Genomic DNA, 14,856 nt, shown 5'->3' on the forward strand with positions numbered 1-14,856 from the left:
ACCGCGTGTGTCGCGGTCGGCGGTTCCTCATGAGACGGAGAAGGCGCCCGTCGGGGCGGCCGGAGCGGATCGATTCAGCTCCTGGCCCCGGCGGGCGCCGCCGTACGGGAGGCCGTGCGCATCGCGGCGTTGAGCCCCAGTAACTCGTTGTACGCACGGGCGCAGAAAGCACACTCGGCCAGATGGCGCGCGAGCGCGTGGCCGCGGCCCCCGCCGCGCCGTACGGAGGCGCCGATCATGGCGCTGAAGTGGCGGCACCGGTCATTGCGCGCGGATTCCAGATGGGCCTGCAGATACGATTCCCGCAGCCCTTCCCGGGCCCGGAAGGCCAGTGATGTCACACCGCTGGGGGAGATGCCCAGCACGGCGGCCACCCGATGCGGGGAGTCGTCCTCGACGAGGGTGAGCCACAGCACGGTCTGCCAGCGCTCGGGCAGCCTTCTGAAGCTGCGGATCAGCATCCGGCGGTCCTCTCCGGCCACCAGATGCTGCTGGGGATCGGCCGTGGGCGCGTGCTGCCGCCAGGACTCGAAGTCGGGCGTGAGCAGGATCTGACGCTCCCCGGCGCTCCATTCGACCGCGGTGTGGCGCACCACGGTCAGCAGATACGGGCGCCAGGAGCCGCGCGGACCGCCACCGGCCCGTACGGCCTGGAAGGTGCGGAAGAACGCCTCGGAGGCCAGGTCCTCGGCATCATGCGGGGCCCGGCAGCAGGTCCGGGCGTAGGCGAGCGTCGCCCGGTGGTGGCGGCGGAACAGGATGTCGCCCGCGGCCGGGCTGTTGGTGCCCGACGCGTGGCCCGCCACCAGCTGTTGGGTCAGCTCCTGGTCCGAGAGCGGGCCGCCGGTGCCGGGACGGACCGGTCGGCCGGTATGTGCCGGGTATGCGGCGCGGTCCGGATGTTCCGCGGCGGGATGGTGGGCGGCCGCGTCGTCCGCGGCCTTGTGGTGCACGGCAGCGCGGCGCGCGCCGGGTGGTTTTCCTCCATCAGCTGCACTTCTTGCCGCTGTTGATGCAGTCCACCGCCTTGTTCATCAGGTCGTCCGACATCACGTTGATGAAGTCGTCGTGGTCGGTGATGGGCTTGTGCAACTGCTCCGGGAAGCCGTCCACCGCGAACGGGGTGTTGGCCGGCACATCGTAGGTGAGGGTGTTCACCAGCTGGGGGATGGCCTGGAAGCCGTTGGGGCAGGAGCCGTCCTCATTGGCGAAGGCGACATGGTCCCGGTGGTTGGCGCTGTCGATGTTCTTGCCGTCCCAGCAGCTCTGGAAGTCGAAGGTACGCGTCACCGAGCTGCCCTGGGGGCAGAGCGGGTACTTGTCCGTCAGCTGCCGGTCCTCGAAGCCGGTGCAGCTCCAGGAGGCGTTGGCGTTCTTGTCGCCGTTGGTGAGGGCCTTGGCGTCACCGGTGATGACCCGCAGGAACTTCGGCATGGCCGTGACCTTGCTCTGCGCGTTGCCCTTGAACTCGATCGTGGAGCTCTTGGGGGTCAGGATGGTGCCGACGTTGCCCTCCTGGCCACCGCCGAGCTCATTGGCGTCCTGCTCGTCCTTGCCGTCCTGGGCGCGGACCACGGGCCAGTAGTAGGTCGACTTGTCGCCGTTGGTGCAGGAGGTGCCCGCCTGCTCGAAGGTCTGGTTGTTGGCGAAGGCGTCGTTGCTGTCGTTGCCCACGTAGTCGTGGGTGTGGTGGGCGCCGTTGCCCACACCGGGGGCGACGATGACGTTGTCGCTGTTGCGGAGGCCCGCGTCGCCGACGCCGCACTCCGAGCTGAAGGTACCGGTGGAGCCGTTGCCCTGTGCCTGCGGAGGCTGCTTGACGTTCGGCTGCACCTTGGTGATGTCGACGAAGTCGTCGGGCGAGGGTCCGTTGCCCGCCTGGCCGCCGGCGTTGCCGGGCACGTCGTTGGCGCCCTCGCCGCCTTGCTGCTGGCCGCCTTGTTGCTGGCCGCCTTGCTGGTCGCCACCTTGCTGCTGGTCGCCTTGCTGGTCACCGCCTTGCTGCTGGTCGCCTTGCTGGTCACCGCCTTGCTGCTGGCTGCCTTGCTGCTGGCCGCCCTGCTGCTGGTCGCCGCCCGCGGAGGTGGCGACCCCCTGCCACTTGCAGTCGGTCATCCCCTGCAGCTGGGAGTTGTCGCCGCCCATGGCCGTGCCGATGTCGTCGAGCGTCTGGGAGCGCTGCTCGTTGAGCTTGGAGAGCACCGCGTCGCTCGAGCCCTGCTGCTGCGAGTTCATCTGCTGGTAGGCCTTGGCCACCTGGTTGTCCAGCTCGGCCAGGCTCTTGTCGACCTCGGGCCTGGCCCTGGACGGCACGTCGCTCAGGTTCTGGCCCACATCGGGGCACTGGATCGTCCCCGCCTTCGCGGCCACGGTGTTGTTCTGGTTGGAGTCGCTCTTGTCACCATGGGCGGATGCGTTCGCGGCGATGATCGCGGCCCCGCCACCGCCGAGCGCGAGCGCGGCGACGATGGCGACGGTTTTGTTGGTGAACCGCCCGCGTTTGTGGGTCTGTTGCCTCATAAGATCACTTCACTTAGTCGTTAGAGGGCGTCGTAGTCGACAAGCCCGGTGTCCTCGAGGACCGTGATGTGGTCGAGAACGACGGCATTGGCCCTGGTGGCCAGTGATCTGACCATGGAGTTACGGCTCTCCGCCCGTACCTGTGCCACGAGATTGAACACCTTCCCGTGCGCAGCGCGCAGCCGGTTCGCGAACACGCGCTCGAAATCGGCGTTGCTCTGTGCGCTGTTCATCTCGTTGAGCCAGCCCTGCTGCTGTGCGTTGGGCTGGGTGGGCAGCTGGATCCCGAGCGCCCGGCCGACCTCCTCGGACCGCCGGTTGAGCTCGGTGTGCCCCTCGATGAGGTGCTCACCGGCGGTCTTCACGGCGTCCCGGCTGTCGCGCTCCTGAGCCATGCGCCCCGCGGGAAGCTCCCACGTTCCGGCGAGCCTCACTTTGCGGACGAAGTCCCGGTCAGTGGCTGTGAGCGGCCCGTACTGGGTGCTGACCGTCCCGCCACCGTCGTCCGTGACGCCGTTGCGCGGCGCCGCGGCGCTGCTCCCACCGAACAGTGACACGGGGATGAGGATGGCCGCGAGTGTCACGGCGAGCGCACCAATGATGAGCCCGGTGCCGATGGTACGGCTGGATGCATTGGATCTGCTGAGGATTGCTGATCGCACAGCGCCCTCCTTGGTTCGGAGTGACACCGGACGCTAGTACCTCGTGTAGCTCGGTCGTGGAGACCTCATCACTAGTGAATAAAGTCGGGACAGAGATCATTACGGGCTGGTACCCTGCCCGCCCGCACATCGGCGGCCTCTCAAAAAGTTTTTTCCTGCCCGTTGAGCAACTCGCCGCGCCCGTACGTATGGCAGGGAGAACCCGGTGTGCGGGCGGGCCGTTCGACGGCCCCCGGCCGCCGGCGACCCGCGAGACGAAAGGGCGCCCGCCATGGCGGTGAGAGCGAGGAACACCAGGTCGACGCCTGGCCTTCGGCAGGCCGGTACGGGCCGGCAGGCCGGTACGGGCCGGGGTCCTTGACCATCGACCGCGGTCCGCCGCCGTCATCCGCTGAGCGTCGGCGTCAGAGGTGACGGCTGCTCGTACCACCGCAGCTTGCCGCTGAGGACCCGGGTGTCGGGGTGGTTGAGCCCCTTGAGAATGGCCAGGGCCTGCCGCCAGACGGTGAGCGCGGTGCCGATGTCGCCCTGGGCGAGATGCGTGTCCCCTATATGGGTCAGCGTGTCGGCCTCCAGATAGCCGTCGTGGATCTCGCGGTAGATGCCGAGCGCGTGCCGGTAACAGCTGAGGGCGGGCTCGTACCGGCCGAGGTGGTGGTACGCGAACCCCAGGCTGTCCAGCGCGGCGGCCTCGCCGTTGGAATCGCCGATCCGCCGGTGCAGCTCGACCGCCTGCCCGCACTGGGCCAGGGCGTGCTCGTACTCGCCGAGAAGGACGTGGGTCCAGCCGATCTCGTTCAGCACGCTGGCCTGTCCGCTGAGGTTGGCGGAGGAGCGATAGTGCTCGAGCGCGGGCTGGTAGTGCTCCAGCGCCTGCTGGTGGTGGCCCTCGGTGTTGGCGAGAAACGCCAGGCTGCGCACGGTACGGGCATGGCCGTCGAACTCACCGAGCTCGGCGAACAGCTCCAGGGCGCGCCCCAGATGGCGGTACGCCTCCTCGTACCGGCTCAGCCGGCCCTCGGCGAAACCCAGCGTGCGGTGGGCGTGCGCCTGCCCGAGCCGGTCGGACAGACGCAGGGCCGCGTCCAGCGCGGTGCGCTGGATGGTGGTCTGCTCCTGCCAGTGGCCCCGCCGGTCCAGGAAGAGCTCCAGGGTCACGGCCAACTGCCACGCGTGGGCGGGGAATCCGGTCTGGGTGGCGTGGTCGATGACCGACAGCAGTACGGGCCGCTCGGCCGCGAGCCATGCCTCGGCCCGCTCCTGGCCGGTGAGGTGCTCGGGCGAGGCGTCGGGCCGGGGCGGGGACAGCGGGATGCGCTCGGTGCGGTGCGGGGCGAGCAGGGTGGCGGCGGTGCGCGCGGTCCGCAGATAGTGGTCGAACATGCGGTGGCGGGCGTCCCGATGGGCCTCGGCCGGGTCGTGGTCCTGGACGAGCTCCACCCCGTAGGCATGCAGCAGATCGTGGAAGGTGTAGCGGCCCGGAGCGTGCTCGATCAGCAAATGGGCACGGGCCAGACCGGCCAGCAGCGCACGGGTCCTGCGGACCGGGAGCCCGGCCAGACTCGCGGCCACCGCCGTGGAGATCTCGGGGCCCGGATGCAGAGCGAGCAGCCGGAACAGCCGTGCGGCCTCGGGGTGCAGGGCGCGGTAGGACCAGGAGAAGACGGTCCGCGCGTCGGTGCTGGGATCGGCGCCCGCGAACGCGTCGAGATTGCCGTGGCTCTCCCGCAGCTCCGCGGCGACAGAAGAGAGGGGAAAAGCCGGCCGGGTGGCGGCGCGGGCGGCCACCACGGCCAGCGCGAGCGGCAGATGTCCGCACAGCCGGACGATGGTCGCCACGGCCTCCGGCTCCGCGGCGACCCGGTCGGCCCCGAGCCGGCGGACCAGCGCCTCACGGGAATCGGCCGGGGACAGCGGGCCGAGGGTGAGCGGACGGGCCCCCTCGGTGGCGATCAGACCATGGAGCTGATTGCGGCTGGTGACGATGGTCAGACAGCCGGGGGAGCCGGGCAGCAGCGGCCGGACATGCTGGGAGTCCACCACATTGTCCAGCAGGATCAGCACCCGCCGCCCCGCCAGCAGACTGCGGTACAGCGCGGTCTGGGCGTCCAGACCGGCCGGTACCCGGCTCGGCGGAACCCCGAGCGCGTGCAGAAACGTCCGGAGCGCCTCGTCCGGGGGCATCACCGAACCGGTCGGGTCGAAGCCGCGAAGATTGGCGTAGAGCTGACCATCGGGGAAGCGGTGGGCGATCCGATGGGCCCAGTGCACGGCCAGCGTCGTCTTGCCGATCCCGGCCATCCCGTCGATCGCGCTGATCACCACGGGGGCCGGCGACCCGGCCTCGGCGCCCTCGGGAAGCAGGGCCCGGGTGCGGGCGAGCTCCACGTGCCGGCCGCTGAACGTGGGCAGATCGGGAGGAAGCTGGGCGGGCCGTACGGCCGGGGCGGGCGGCTCCTGCGGCGGCGGGGGCGGCGGGGACGGGGGCGGAGGCGGCGGGGACGGCGGACCGTGCGCGGGCTCCGCGCCCAGCGGGGCGCCCCCGGCGGAGCTCCCGGTGGGCCGGGCGCCGCCGCCCGTACGGGCCTTCGGCGTGGTGGTGGCCGGGGCCGGGGCGGGCTGGGGGAGCACCTGGAGGTGGGCGGCGCGCAGTTCGGGACCGGGGTCGATGCCCAACTGCTCCGTCAGCCGGTCCCGCACCGTGCCGTAGAGCTCCAGCGCCTCGGCCCGCCGGCCGGTGCCGGCGAGCACCAGGATCAGCCTCGCCTGCAGCGTCTCGTCCAGTGGATGGTGGGCGGCGAACTGCTGAAGGATCGTCAGCAGCCGTTCGGGGACCCCGGACTCCAGGGCCATCTCCGCGGCCACCTTGGCGGCGGCCAGCAACTCGCCGTCCACCCCGGAGAACACCGGATGCGCCCGGATGTCCGCCGGTATCCCGGCGGCGGTCGGCCCCTGCCACAGGGCGAGGGCCTGGGCGAAGAGCTCCGCGGCCTCGTCCGGCGCGTCCATCCCCGCGGCCTGGCGGGCCCGTTCGCTCAGCTGCCGGAAGCGCAGCAGATCCAGCGCCTCGGCGTCGGCGTTCAGCCGGTAGCCGCCCGAGCTGCGCACCAGCCGGCTGCCCGCCGCCTTCGCCGGCAGGCCCGGCTCCAGCAGCCGGCGCACCGCCCCGACATGCCGGTGCACCACATTCACCGCGCTGCTCGGCGGATCCTGCGCCCACAGCACGTCGACGATCTCGCTGAGCGCCACGGGCTGCCCCGCCCGCACGAGCAACAGCGCCATCAGCGCACGCTGTTTGGGCGGCCCGAGCTCCAGCTCGGCCTCGTCCCGCCACGCTCTGACCGGGCCTAACACCGTAAATCGCACAAGTGCGGAGTGTAGTCGAGCGGCCTCCGGCGGCAGCGCTCTTCCAGCCGCCGCCACCGTCAGTCTTTCGGCACTGATTCGGTGTCGGGGTCCCTCTACGCTCGCGCCACCGATTTCAGACCGCATTCGCCGCACCGGCCCGCCATGACCGCTCGCACACCCGGCGCCGGTGCGATCGCAGACCCGGGGGGACCGGACGATGCATACCTGCGCAGCAGCCGTGGTGACCGAGGTGGCCCCGAGGCCGACACGCACTCGTCTTTTACGTGCCGTGGCCGACCGGGGGGCGCCGCGGCCCGACGAGGCCGAGACCTTTCTGCGGGTGCTGTACGAACGGCACGGCTCCGCGCTGCTCCGCTACGCGGCCCGGATGCTGGGCGGGGACTGGCACCGTGCCGAGGACGTCGTGCAGGAGGTGGCGATCCGCGCCTGGCAGCACTCCGCCGACATCGACCCCGCGGACGACAGCGCGCGTCCCTGGCTGTTCACCGTGGTCCGCAATCTGGTGATCGACTGCCGTCGGGCCCAGGCGGCGCGGCCCCTGGAGCTCGGCGACGCGGATCTGACCCACCTGGCCGCGCCGGACGCGGTCGACCAGGCGCTCACCGCGCAGGTGGTGATCGAGGCGATGGCGGATCTCGCCCCCTTCCAGCGGGAGGTCCTGCTGCACGTGTACTACCTGGGCCGCAGCGTCAACCAGGCGGCGAAGGTGCTGGGGGTGCCGCCCGGAACCGTCAAGTCGCGGACGTACTACGCGATGCGCGCGCTGCGCAGGGCCCTGGCGGCGCGCGGCGTCACCGCCTGCTGATCCCGCTGATCATCACCGCGCGCGGGGCGGTCGTGGACCAGACCGCCCTGACGGAGGAAGGAGCTGCGCAACCTGAACGGCGTCGACGCATGGACGGCCGGCTGCATCCGGATGCGCGCCCTGGCGACCCCGATGTGCTCCTGGAGGGCGACGGCACCGGGCGCGCGGACGCCGGCTGGCGCCCCTGGCGCTCGTACGCCACCCACCATCTGTGGAGCGCCGCGCGCTGATCAGCGCGAACTGGGGGAGGCGCCGTACGAGGTGCCCTCCTCGATGGTGCCGCCGAACTCGCGGCGGAGGGTGTCCATGTTCTTCCTCGGCGACGACGACAGCACCCAGCGATCGCCGACCAGATAGACCCCGCCGTACATCTGCGCGGTGTCCAGCCAGTCCCGCTGGCCCTTGTCGCTGACGAAGTCGAGGAAGAGGAACTTGCCCTTGCCGGTCTTGCAGACGGCCTGCCGGTAGTCGTCGACCCTCGTGGTGAAGTCGGGCTTGCAGCCGGCGGCCGAGGCCAGTTGGTCCACCCGTGCCGGCTTGGCGCCGGGGCTCGCCCTCGCGCTCGGGCGGGCGGTGTGCCGTCCGGTCTCCGCCTTGGCGTCCGCCTTCCCGCCCCCACCGCATCCGGCGGTGACCAGCACCGCGCACACCGCCGCCACCACCGGAACCAGGCGCGGGCCGCGGCGGCGCGTGCTGAGGTCGGCGGACGGGGCCGGGTGCGGTGCGTCGTCCATGAGGGCCCTCCCGTGGCGGATCCGGCTGCGGCTGGGTACATCACACCTACGGATACGCAGTTGCGGAGCTGATCGTTCACCGCCGGCCCACCTCGGCGGCGCAGCCGCGATGCCCCGGACACCCCGTCAATGGCGCGTCGGTATCCGGGAGGTGCCGAGGACGGGGAGGGAAGGCGCGCCGACGGGCCGCGGCACGGGGAAGCGGCAGGCGTCCATACTCTTGACAGCCCAGGTCGGATGCTGGATTACTGGACCGCGTCCACAGGTAAACCGAATGTTCGGTCGGTTCTGGGAGGCGGTGGAAACCACGTGGCAGACTCCATGAACGCGGCGGCCGGCCCCGCGGAGGAGATGTTCGCCGCGGACGAGGCGTCGCGCGGTCTGGGCATCGAGCTGCTGGAGACCGGGGACGGCTCGGCGGTGCTCCGGATGGGCGTGACCGCCTCGATGGTGAACGGGCACGGCATCGCCCACGGCGGCTATGTCTTTCTGCTCGCGGACACGGCCTTCGCCTGCGCGTGCAACAGCCATGGCCCGATGACCGTCGCCGCCGGAGCCGACATCACCTTCGTCGCCCCCGCCCGGGAGGGCGATGTGCTGGTGGCGACGGCGCGGGAGCGGACCCGGTTCGGGCGCAGCGGCATCTCTGACGTGACCGTGGTCCGCGGTGACGAGGTGATAGCGGAGTTCCGCGGCCGCAGCCGGACCACGCGGGGCCCTCGCGCCGTGGAGACCGCGGTGTCCGTGGAGGCGTCATGACCACCGAGCCGACGCCCCCGCCCGCGGAGCTGCTCGACGACGCCGAGCGGATGAGCCGCGAGGAGCTGAGGGCGCTTCAGCTGATCCGGCTGCGGGCCACCTTGCGCCATGCGTACGACCATGTGGAGCTGTACCGCAAGAAGTTCCGCGAGGCCGGGGTCGGGCCCGGGGACTGCCGCACCCTGGAGGACCTGGCCCGGTTCCCCTTCACCACCAAGGCCGATCTGCGTGACACCTATCCCTTCGGGATGTTCGCGGTGGAGCAGAGCCAGGTGCGGCGCGTCCATGCCTCCAGCGGCACCACCGGCCGTCCCACCGTCGTCGGCTACACCGAGCACGACCTGTCGGTGTGGGCCGATGTGGTCGCGCGCTCGCTCCGCGCGGCGGGCGGGCGGCCCGGCCACAAGGTGCATGTCTCCTACGGATATGGCCTGTTCACCGGCGGCCTCGGCGCCCACTACGGCGCCGAGCGCCTCGGCTGCACGGTCATCCCCGCCTCCGGCGGCATGACCGCCCGGCAGGTGCAGATCATCCAGGACTTCAGGCCCGAGATCATCATGATCACGCCCTCCTATCTGCTCACGCTGCTCGATGAGTTCGAGCGCCAGGGCGTCGATCCGCGCTCCACCTCGCTCCAGGTCGGCATCTTCGGCGCCGAGCCCTGGACGGAGGAGATGCGCCGGGAGATCGAGGACCGCATGGACATCCACGCGGTGGACATATACGGGCTCTCCGAGGTGATGGGCCCGGGGGTGGCGCAGGAGTGCGTGGAGACCAAGGACGGTCTGCATGTGTGGGAGGACCACTTCTACCCGGAGATCGTCGACCCGGTCACCGACGCGGTGCTGCCCGACGGCGAGGAGGGCGAGCTGGCCTTCACCACGCTCACCAAGGAGGCGCTGCCCGTCATCCGCTATCGCACCCGCGATCTGACCCGGCTGCTGCCCGGCACCGCCCGGCCCGCCTTCCGGCGCATCCAGAAGATCACCGGCCGCTGTGACGACATGCTCATCGTGCGCGGGGTGAATGTCTTCCCCAGCCAGATCGAGGAGATCGTGCTGCGGGTCCCGGCCGTGGCCCCGCACTTCCGGCTGGAGCTGACCCGGCGCGCCCGGATGGACCATATGGCCGTACGGGTCGAGGCGCGCCCCGGGGCGACCCCCGTACAGCGCGAGGCCGCCGCGGCGGCGATCGCCAGGGGCATCAAGGACGGGGTGGGGCTGACGGTCGAGGTGGCGGTGGTGGACCCGGAGACGCTGGAGCGCTCCGTCGGCAAGATCCGCCGGGTGAGGGACCTGCGCGACGCGAAGTGAGGGGGCCGCGGGGAGCCGCGCCCGGGCCGTGCCGCGCGGTACGGTGGGAGAACGTTAGTTCTCAGGCGAGGGTGGCCCCTGATGGATCAGGAACCGATCAGGACCCGGGTGCTCGACGCGGCGGAGGAGCTGTTCTACGGCCGCGGGGTGCAGTCCGTGGGCATGGATGAGATCCGCACCGCCTCCGGGGTCTCCCTCAAACGCCTCTACCAGCTCTTTCCGTCCAAGGGTGAGCTGGTCCAGGTGTATCTGGCGCGGCGCGACACCCGCTGGCGCCAGGCGCTGGCGTGCCAAGTCGAGACCCATGAGGGCCCCGAGGAGCGGATCCTGGCCGTCTTCGACTGGCTCCACCGGTGGTTCGGCGATCCCGGCTTCCGGGGCTGCGGCTTCATCAACTCCTTCGGCGAGCTCGGGGCCACCACTCCGGCGGTGGCCGACGCCGCCCGTGCGCACAAGGAAGCGTTCCGGGCGTATCTGGGCGGTCTGGTGGCCGCCGCCGGCCGCTCCGAAGCGCTCGCCGGCCAGCTGGCGCTGCTCGCGGAGGGCGCCATGACCTCGGCCGCCATCTCCGGTTCCGCCGAGCCCGCGCGACAGGCCCAGGCCGCCGCCCGTGTGCTGCTGGGGGCGGCGGCCGGTGCGTCCGTGCCCGCCGGGGCGCCTGCGCGGTAGATCCGCGGCCGGGGCGGGAATGGAGGGAGATGGTTCACGGTTCAACCAAACGTGTGGCCGACCGACCGCCGAGCCCTCGCAAGGAGGAGAGTGCCATGCCCGCCGTGACCGTCGAGAGCACGCTGCAACTGCCCCGCGTCCCCACCCCCGATCCGCAGACCGCGCCGCCGCGGCCGGTCCGCTCGGTGACCAGCGCCCCGCAGGGATTCGAGGGCGAGGGCTTCCCGGTCTACCGGGCCTTCGCCGGTGTCTCGCTGCGCGACCTCGACCCGTTCATCCATATGGACCAGATGGGCGAGGTCGAGTACGGGCCGGGCGAACCCAAGGGCACCCCCTGGCATCCGCACCGCGGCTTCGAAACCGTCACCTACATCATCGACGGCCAGATGGAACACCAGGACTCGAACGGCGGCGGAGGGCTGATCGCCGACGGCGCCACCCAGTGGATGACCGCCGGTGGCGGCATCCTCCACATCGAGACGCCCCCGGAGCATCTGGTGGTCTCCGGCGGACTCTTCCACGGCATCCAGCTGTGGGTGAACCTGCCGCGCGCCAACAAGTGGAACCCGCCGAAGTACCAGAGCATCGAGGGCCCGCAGGCCGCGCTGCTCTCCACGCCCGACGGCGGCGCGCTGGTGCGCGTCATCGCCGGGGAGCTCGCCGGGCACCAGGGGCCCGGTGGCACCTTCACCCCGATCACCATGATCCACGCCACCGTGAGTCCGGGCGCCCGGCTGGACCTGCCCTGGCGCCCCGACTTCAACGCGCTCGTCTACGCCCTGTCCGGACGCGGCACGGTCGGCGCCGGGCAGCGTCCGCTGGACGCCCATGAGCTCGCCGTCCTCGGACAGGGCGGCGCCCTGAGCGTGGCCGCCACCGAGCGGCCGGACGCCCGGACCCCGAACCTCGATGTGCTGATCCTCGGCGGACGGCCGATCCGCGAGCCCGTCGCGCACTACGGCCCCTTCGTGATGAACACGAAGGCCGAGATCGCGCAGGCCATCGAGGACTTCCGGAGCGGCCGCCTCGGCGTCATCCCCGCCGAGCGGATCCCGCACACCGCACCCGGAGAGGAGCTGCCGTGACCGCGTACCAACCGACCGCGTCCCTCCCGGAGGAGACCACGGCGGAGCGCTGGGAGCGCGCCGGGCTCTTCTTCGAGGCGAAGGAGTACACCGAGGCCGCCCGCATCCTCACCACCGTGGTCGAGGACGTGCCCGCAAAGATCTCCCCGCGGCTGCTGCTGGCCCGCGCCTATTACCACTCGGCCCAGCTGAGGCGCGCCGAGGAGCAGCTGCGCGAAGTGCTCGACCGCGATCCGGTCGAGACGTACGCCCATCTCATGCTGGGCCGCACCCTCCAGCGCCAGGGGCGGCACGCGGAGGCGGCCAGGTCGCTGCGGATAGCGGGCGCGCTCACCGGCGACTTCTCCGCGCGGGGCTGAGCAACGCCGCGCCCACCCCGGGCCTCGGGGGCGGGCGCCGCGGTCCGCTGGCACTCAGCAGTGGGCGGACAGCCGCGCCCCGCACACGGTCGCCTGCGCCCGCGCGGCGACGGTGCGCCGGTCGTCGACGCCCGCCACGGGCAGCAGCGGCCGATGCGCGGTCACCCGCACGGTGAGCCCGCGGGCGCTGATCACCCGGCGCAGCGAGGTGCCGAAGTCGTCCTCGCCGACGAAGGCGGCCACGGTGGTCGGGGCGCCGTGCTGGACGTAGTCCAGGGTCACCGGCCGGATGGGCGCGCCCGCGTCGATCGCCGCCTGGAAGGTCGCCCGCCGGAAACTGCCTCCCGTACCGGCGCACCAGGTGACGCCCTGCGGGAAGACCATCACCGAGCGCCCGTCGCGCAGCCGGTCGGCCATCTCGCCCACGGTCCGCGGCAGTTCGCGCAGACTGCCGCGGTCGATGAACATGGTCCCCGCGCGCTTGGTCAGCGGGCCGACCATCGGCCAGCCCCCGACCTCCCGCTTGGCCAGCATGATCACCGGCTCGACGGCGAGCAGCGCGATGATGTCGAGCCAGGAGATGTGGTTCGCGACGACGAGCGTGCCGGTTCCACCCGGGGCGCTCAGCAGTCCGTCGCCTGCCGGCTCCAGCCGGATGCCCAGCGCGTCCAGCATCGCCGCGGCCCGCGAACGCAGCGTCTCGGGCTCGGCGATCCGCTCCCCGCTCCTCAGCGCGCCCACGATCGCCCGGCCGAACGACGCGTAGCGCCGGGCGATGGTGGTGGCCGGGACACGGGCGGCGGCATGGGTGACACAGCTGGGGCCGCAGGGGGACCAGGCGGCCCAGGCGTGCGCCGGCAGGTTCGCGTTCACCGGCACGGTCACCGGGATTCACCCAGGAAATAGCGGCGGTAGCGGTCGTTCATCCGCTCGGTGTCCAGCAGCACGAAGAAGTCGGCGTCGTCGAAGTCCTGGTCGTGCTGCGGGGACCCGCACATCCAGGCGCCGACTCGCAGATAGCCGCGGAGCAGCGGCGGCAGCTTCGCGTAGTTCGGCTCGGCGTCCAGCGTCCGGGTCGGTATCCAGGGGTCGTGCGGGTGGACCCGCAGCTCGGGCGGGGCGGCGTGCTTGGTGGTGCCGAGCAGCCAGGCGTTGGCCGCGGCCTGTCCGCCGTCGGCCAGCGGCACCGAGGCGCAGCCCGCGAGATAGCGGTGGCCGGAGAGCAGGACGTAGCGCGCCAGACCGGCCCACATGAGGTTGATGACCGCGCCCGAGCGGTGGTCGGCGTGCACACAGGCCCGGCCCGCCTCGACCATCGACGAGCGGACCTCCGTCGGAAGGCCGCGCAGATCGAACTCGGTGTCCGAGTAGAGCCGCTCGCTGCGCCCCGGGGGGAGCAGCCGGTAGGTGCCGACCACCGTTCCCGTCGCCGTGTCCGTGACGATCAGGTGGTCCATGACATCGTCGAACTCGTCCACGTCACGGTCGGAGACGGCCGAGGCCAGCCGGCCTCCCCGCTCCTCGCCGAACACCTGGTAGCGCAGCCGCTGCGCGGCGTGGATCTGCTCCTCGGTGTCGGCGATGGAGGTGACGTAGGAACTGGTGGACGCCGATACCGTGGACGTCGTGAGCACGGGCATTCCTGTTCTCCGTTCGGGGGAAGTCAGGAGCGGTGGGGACTGGGAACAGCGGAGGAAACGCCTCACTCGCCAAGGCGATGCGTGGAGGCGGCGCGCATGCTTGGCTTTCACCAGTCTTGCCGTGGCGACGAACGTCGCAGTGTCCGCGTGGTGATTCGGCGACTGCCAGCCGATGACGAACACATGCCGCCGGTCAGCGAGCTGTTACGGAGCGCCCGTGCCGGTGTCCGTGGCCGAGCCGGTGCCGGGGAGCGGAAAACCCAGGGACCGGGCCGCGGCGGCGGGGGTGGGCTGGGACCAGTAGTCGGTGACGGCCTGCGCGGAGGAGAGGGAGCGGGTCTCGGCCAGATCGAGATAGAGGACGCCGTCAAGATGGTCGGTCTCGTGCTGAACGATCCGGGCCGGCCACCCCGTGAACTCCTCGTCCAGCTCCCGCCCCGTCTCGTCCTGTCCGCGCAGCCGGATCCGCTCCGGGCGGCTGACCACCGCCTGCCAGCCGGGGATGCTCAGGCACCCCTCGAAGAACGCCGCCCGGTCCTCGCCGACCGGTTCGTAGGACGGGTTGACCAGCACCCGGTAGGGGAGGGGCACCCGGCCGCGCGCCTCGCGCACCTCGGCCGCCACCTCGGCCGGATCCTCGATCACGGCGAGCCGTAGCTCCACCCCGATCTGCGGGGCGGCCAGGCCCACTCCTGGGGCGGAGTGCATCGTCTCCCGCATCGCCCCCAGCAGCCGGTCCAGCTGATCCGCGGTCAGCTGACCCTCGTACGGCAGGGCCGGCCGGCGCAGGACGGGGACGCCCGCGGAGATGATCGGCAGCGGGCGGGTGCCGGAGAGCAGTTCCTCGACGAGCTCGGACAAGGTGGTGGTCGGCATGGGGACAGCGTGGCAAGTCGATCAGGCCGGGGCAATCCGCGGGGGACGGGCGGTCTGGGCGGTCC

The 14,856-nt window shown here is 71.7% G+C and carries 15 protein-coding genes; 7 read left to right on the top strand and 8 right to left on the bottom strand.

All coding sequences use genetic code 11. The features are described from left to right. Positions 1–74 precede the first annotated feature (74 nt). From ABZS71_RS04570 to ABZS71_RS04585, 4 genes are all read right to left on the bottom strand, one after another. Positions 75–953 (bottom strand): sigma-70 family RNA polymerase sigma factor, encoded by an 879-nt coding sequence (locus ABZS71_RS04570; RefSeq protein WP_356207570.1) that lies wholly within the window; start codon positions 951–953, stop codon positions 75–77. Positions 954–987: 34 nt separating this feature from the next. After that, positions 988–2,520 carry a DUF1996 domain-containing protein gene (locus tag ABZS71_RS04575; RefSeq protein WP_356207571.1) on the bottom strand — a complete coding sequence of 511 codons (1,533 nt, stop codon included), beginning with the start codon at positions 2,518–2,520 and terminating at the stop codon, positions 988–990. Positions 2,521–2,540: 20 nt separating this feature from the next. Next, positions 2,541–3,182 carry a DUF4142 domain-containing protein gene (locus ABZS71_RS04580; protein WP_356207573.1) on the bottom strand — a complete coding sequence of 214 codons (642 nt, stop codon included), beginning with the start codon at positions 3,180–3,182 and terminating at the stop codon, positions 2,541–2,543. A gap of 384 nt (positions 3,183–3,566) precedes the next feature. Beyond that, positions 3,567–6,548, bottom strand: a complete 2,982-nt coding sequence (locus ABZS71_RS04585) for a tetratricopeptide repeat protein (protein ID WP_356207575.1) — start codon at positions 6,546–6,548, stop codon at positions 3,567–3,569. A gap of 271 nt (positions 6,549–6,819) precedes the next feature. Here ABZS71_RS04585 and ABZS71_RS04590 point away from each other — a divergent pair, with 271 nt between their 5' ends. Both ABZS71_RS04590 and ABZS71_RS04595 read left to right on the top strand, forming a co-directional pair. After that, positions 6,820–7,356 carry a sigma-70 family RNA polymerase sigma factor gene (locus ABZS71_RS04590; protein WP_356207576.1) on the top strand — a complete coding sequence of 179 codons (537 nt, stop codon included), beginning with the start codon at positions 6,820–6,822 and terminating at the stop codon, positions 7,354–7,356. Positions 7,357–7,445: 89 nt separating this feature from the next. Next, positions 7,446–7,586 carry a hypothetical protein gene (locus ABZS71_RS04595; RefSeq protein ID WP_356207578.1) on the top strand — a complete coding sequence of 47 codons (141 nt, stop codon included), beginning with the start codon at positions 7,446–7,448 and terminating at the stop codon, positions 7,584–7,586. Here the strand turns inward: ABZS71_RS04595 and ABZS71_RS04600 are convergent, their stop codons facing one another. Then, the gene (locus ABZS71_RS04600) at positions 7,587–8,090 is read right to left on the bottom strand and encodes a hypothetical protein (protein ID WP_356207579.1); all 504 of its coding nucleotides are present in this window, start codon (positions 8,088–8,090) and stop codon (positions 7,587–7,589) included. Positions 8,091–8,411: 321 nt separating this feature from the next. On the opposite strand from ABZS71_RS04600, the gene paaI reads away from it, so the two are divergent. The 5 genes from paaI (at position 8,412) to ABZS71_RS04625 (ending at position 12,275) form a co-directional block, all read left to right on the top strand. Next, positions 8,412–8,849 carry a hydroxyphenylacetyl-CoA thioesterase PaaI gene (gene paaI / locus ABZS71_RS04605; RefSeq protein ID WP_355842769.1) on the top strand — a complete coding sequence of 146 codons (438 nt, stop codon included), beginning with the start codon at positions 8,412–8,414 and terminating at the stop codon, positions 8,847–8,849. Further along, positions 8,846–10,162 (top strand): phenylacetate--CoA ligase PaaK, encoded by a 1,317-nt coding sequence (paaK, locus tag ABZS71_RS04610; protein WP_356207580.1) that lies wholly within the window; start codon positions 8,846–8,848, stop codon positions 10,160–10,162. Before paaI ends, paaK begins: the two co-directional genes overlap by 4 nt. 81 nt (positions 10,163–10,243) lie before the next feature. Continuing rightward, positions 10,244–10,831 carry a TetR/AcrR family transcriptional regulator gene (locus ABZS71_RS04615; RefSeq protein ID WP_356207581.1) on the top strand — a complete coding sequence of 196 codons (588 nt, stop codon included), beginning with the start codon at positions 10,244–10,246 and terminating at the stop codon, positions 10,829–10,831. 95 nt (positions 10,832–10,926) lie between these two features. Continuing rightward, positions 10,927–11,916 (top strand): pirin family protein, encoded by a 990-nt coding sequence (locus tag ABZS71_RS04620; RefSeq protein ID WP_356207582.1) that lies wholly within the window; start codon positions 10,927–10,929, stop codon positions 11,914–11,916. Continuing rightward, on the top strand, positions 11,913–12,275 hold the full coding sequence (locus tag ABZS71_RS04625; protein ID WP_356207583.1) for a tetratricopeptide repeat protein: 363 nt from the start codon (positions 11,913–11,915) through the stop codon (positions 12,273–12,275). Before ABZS71_RS04620 ends, ABZS71_RS04625 begins: the two co-directional genes overlap by 4 nt. 54 nt (positions 12,276–12,329) lie before the next feature. On the opposite strand, the gene ABZS71_RS04630 is transcribed toward ABZS71_RS04625, so the two are convergent. From ABZS71_RS04630 to def, 3 genes are all read right to left on the bottom strand, one after another. Then, positions 12,330–13,160 carry a lysophospholipid acyltransferase family protein gene (locus ABZS71_RS04630; protein ID WP_356207584.1) on the bottom strand — a complete coding sequence of 277 codons (831 nt, stop codon included), beginning with the start codon at positions 13,158–13,160 and terminating at the stop codon, positions 12,330–12,332. Then, the gene (locus ABZS71_RS04635) at positions 13,157–13,915 is read right to left on the bottom strand and encodes a GNAT family N-acyltransferase (protein WP_356207585.1); all 759 of its coding nucleotides are present in this window, start codon (positions 13,913–13,915) and stop codon (positions 13,157–13,159) included. Before ABZS71_RS04635 ends, ABZS71_RS04630 begins: the two co-directional genes overlap by 4 nt. 204 nt (positions 13,916–14,119) lie before the next feature. Continuing rightward, positions 14,120–14,791 (bottom strand): peptide deformylase, encoded by a 672-nt coding sequence (gene def, locus ABZS71_RS04640; RefSeq protein WP_355842535.1) that lies wholly within the window; start codon positions 14,789–14,791, stop codon positions 14,120–14,122. Between the last annotated feature and the right edge of the window lie 65 nt (positions 14,792–14,856).

Origin of the sequence: Streptomyces sp. NPDC005393 (assembly GCF_040606675.1) — a bacterium.
In the GTDB taxonomy this organism is placed as follows: Bacteria; Actinomycetota; Actinomycetes; order Streptomycetales; family Streptomycetaceae; genus Streptomyces.

Bases quoted from the DNA above. Each gene is read 5' to 3' on its own strand.
- ABZS71_RS04575 (WP_356207571.1), bottom strand. From the start codon at position 2,520: ATGAGGCAACAGACCCACAAACGCGGGCGGTTCACCAACAAAACCGTC.
- ABZS71_RS04595 (WP_356207578.1), top strand. From the start codon at position 7,446: ATGGACGGCCGGCTGCATCCGGATGCGCGCCCTGGCGACCCCGATGTG.
- ABZS71_RS04600 (WP_356207579.1), bottom strand. From the start codon at position 8,090: ATGGACGACGCACCGCACCCGGCCCCGTCCGCCGACCTCAGCACGCGC.
- paaI (WP_355842769.1), top strand. From the start codon at position 8,412: ATGAACGCGGCGGCCGGCCCCGCGGAGGAGATGTTCGCCGCGGACGAG.
- paaK (WP_356207580.1), top strand. From the start codon at position 8,846: ATGACCACCGAGCCGACGCCCCCGCCCGCGGAGCTGCTCGACGACGCC.
- ABZS71_RS04615 (WP_356207581.1), top strand. From the start codon at position 10,244: ATGGATCAGGAACCGATCAGGACCCGGGTGCTCGACGCGGCGGAGGAG.
- ABZS71_RS04620 (WP_356207582.1), top strand. From the start codon at position 10,927: ATGCCCGCCGTGACCGTCGAGAGCACGCTGCAACTGCCCCGCGTCCCC.
- ABZS71_RS04635 (WP_356207585.1), bottom strand. From the start codon at position 13,915: ATGCCCGTGCTCACGACGTCCACGGTATCGGCGTCCACCAGTTCCTAC.
- def (WP_355842535.1), bottom strand. From the start codon at position 14,791: ATGCCGACCACCACCTTGTCCGAGCTCGTCGAGGAACTGCTCTCCGGC.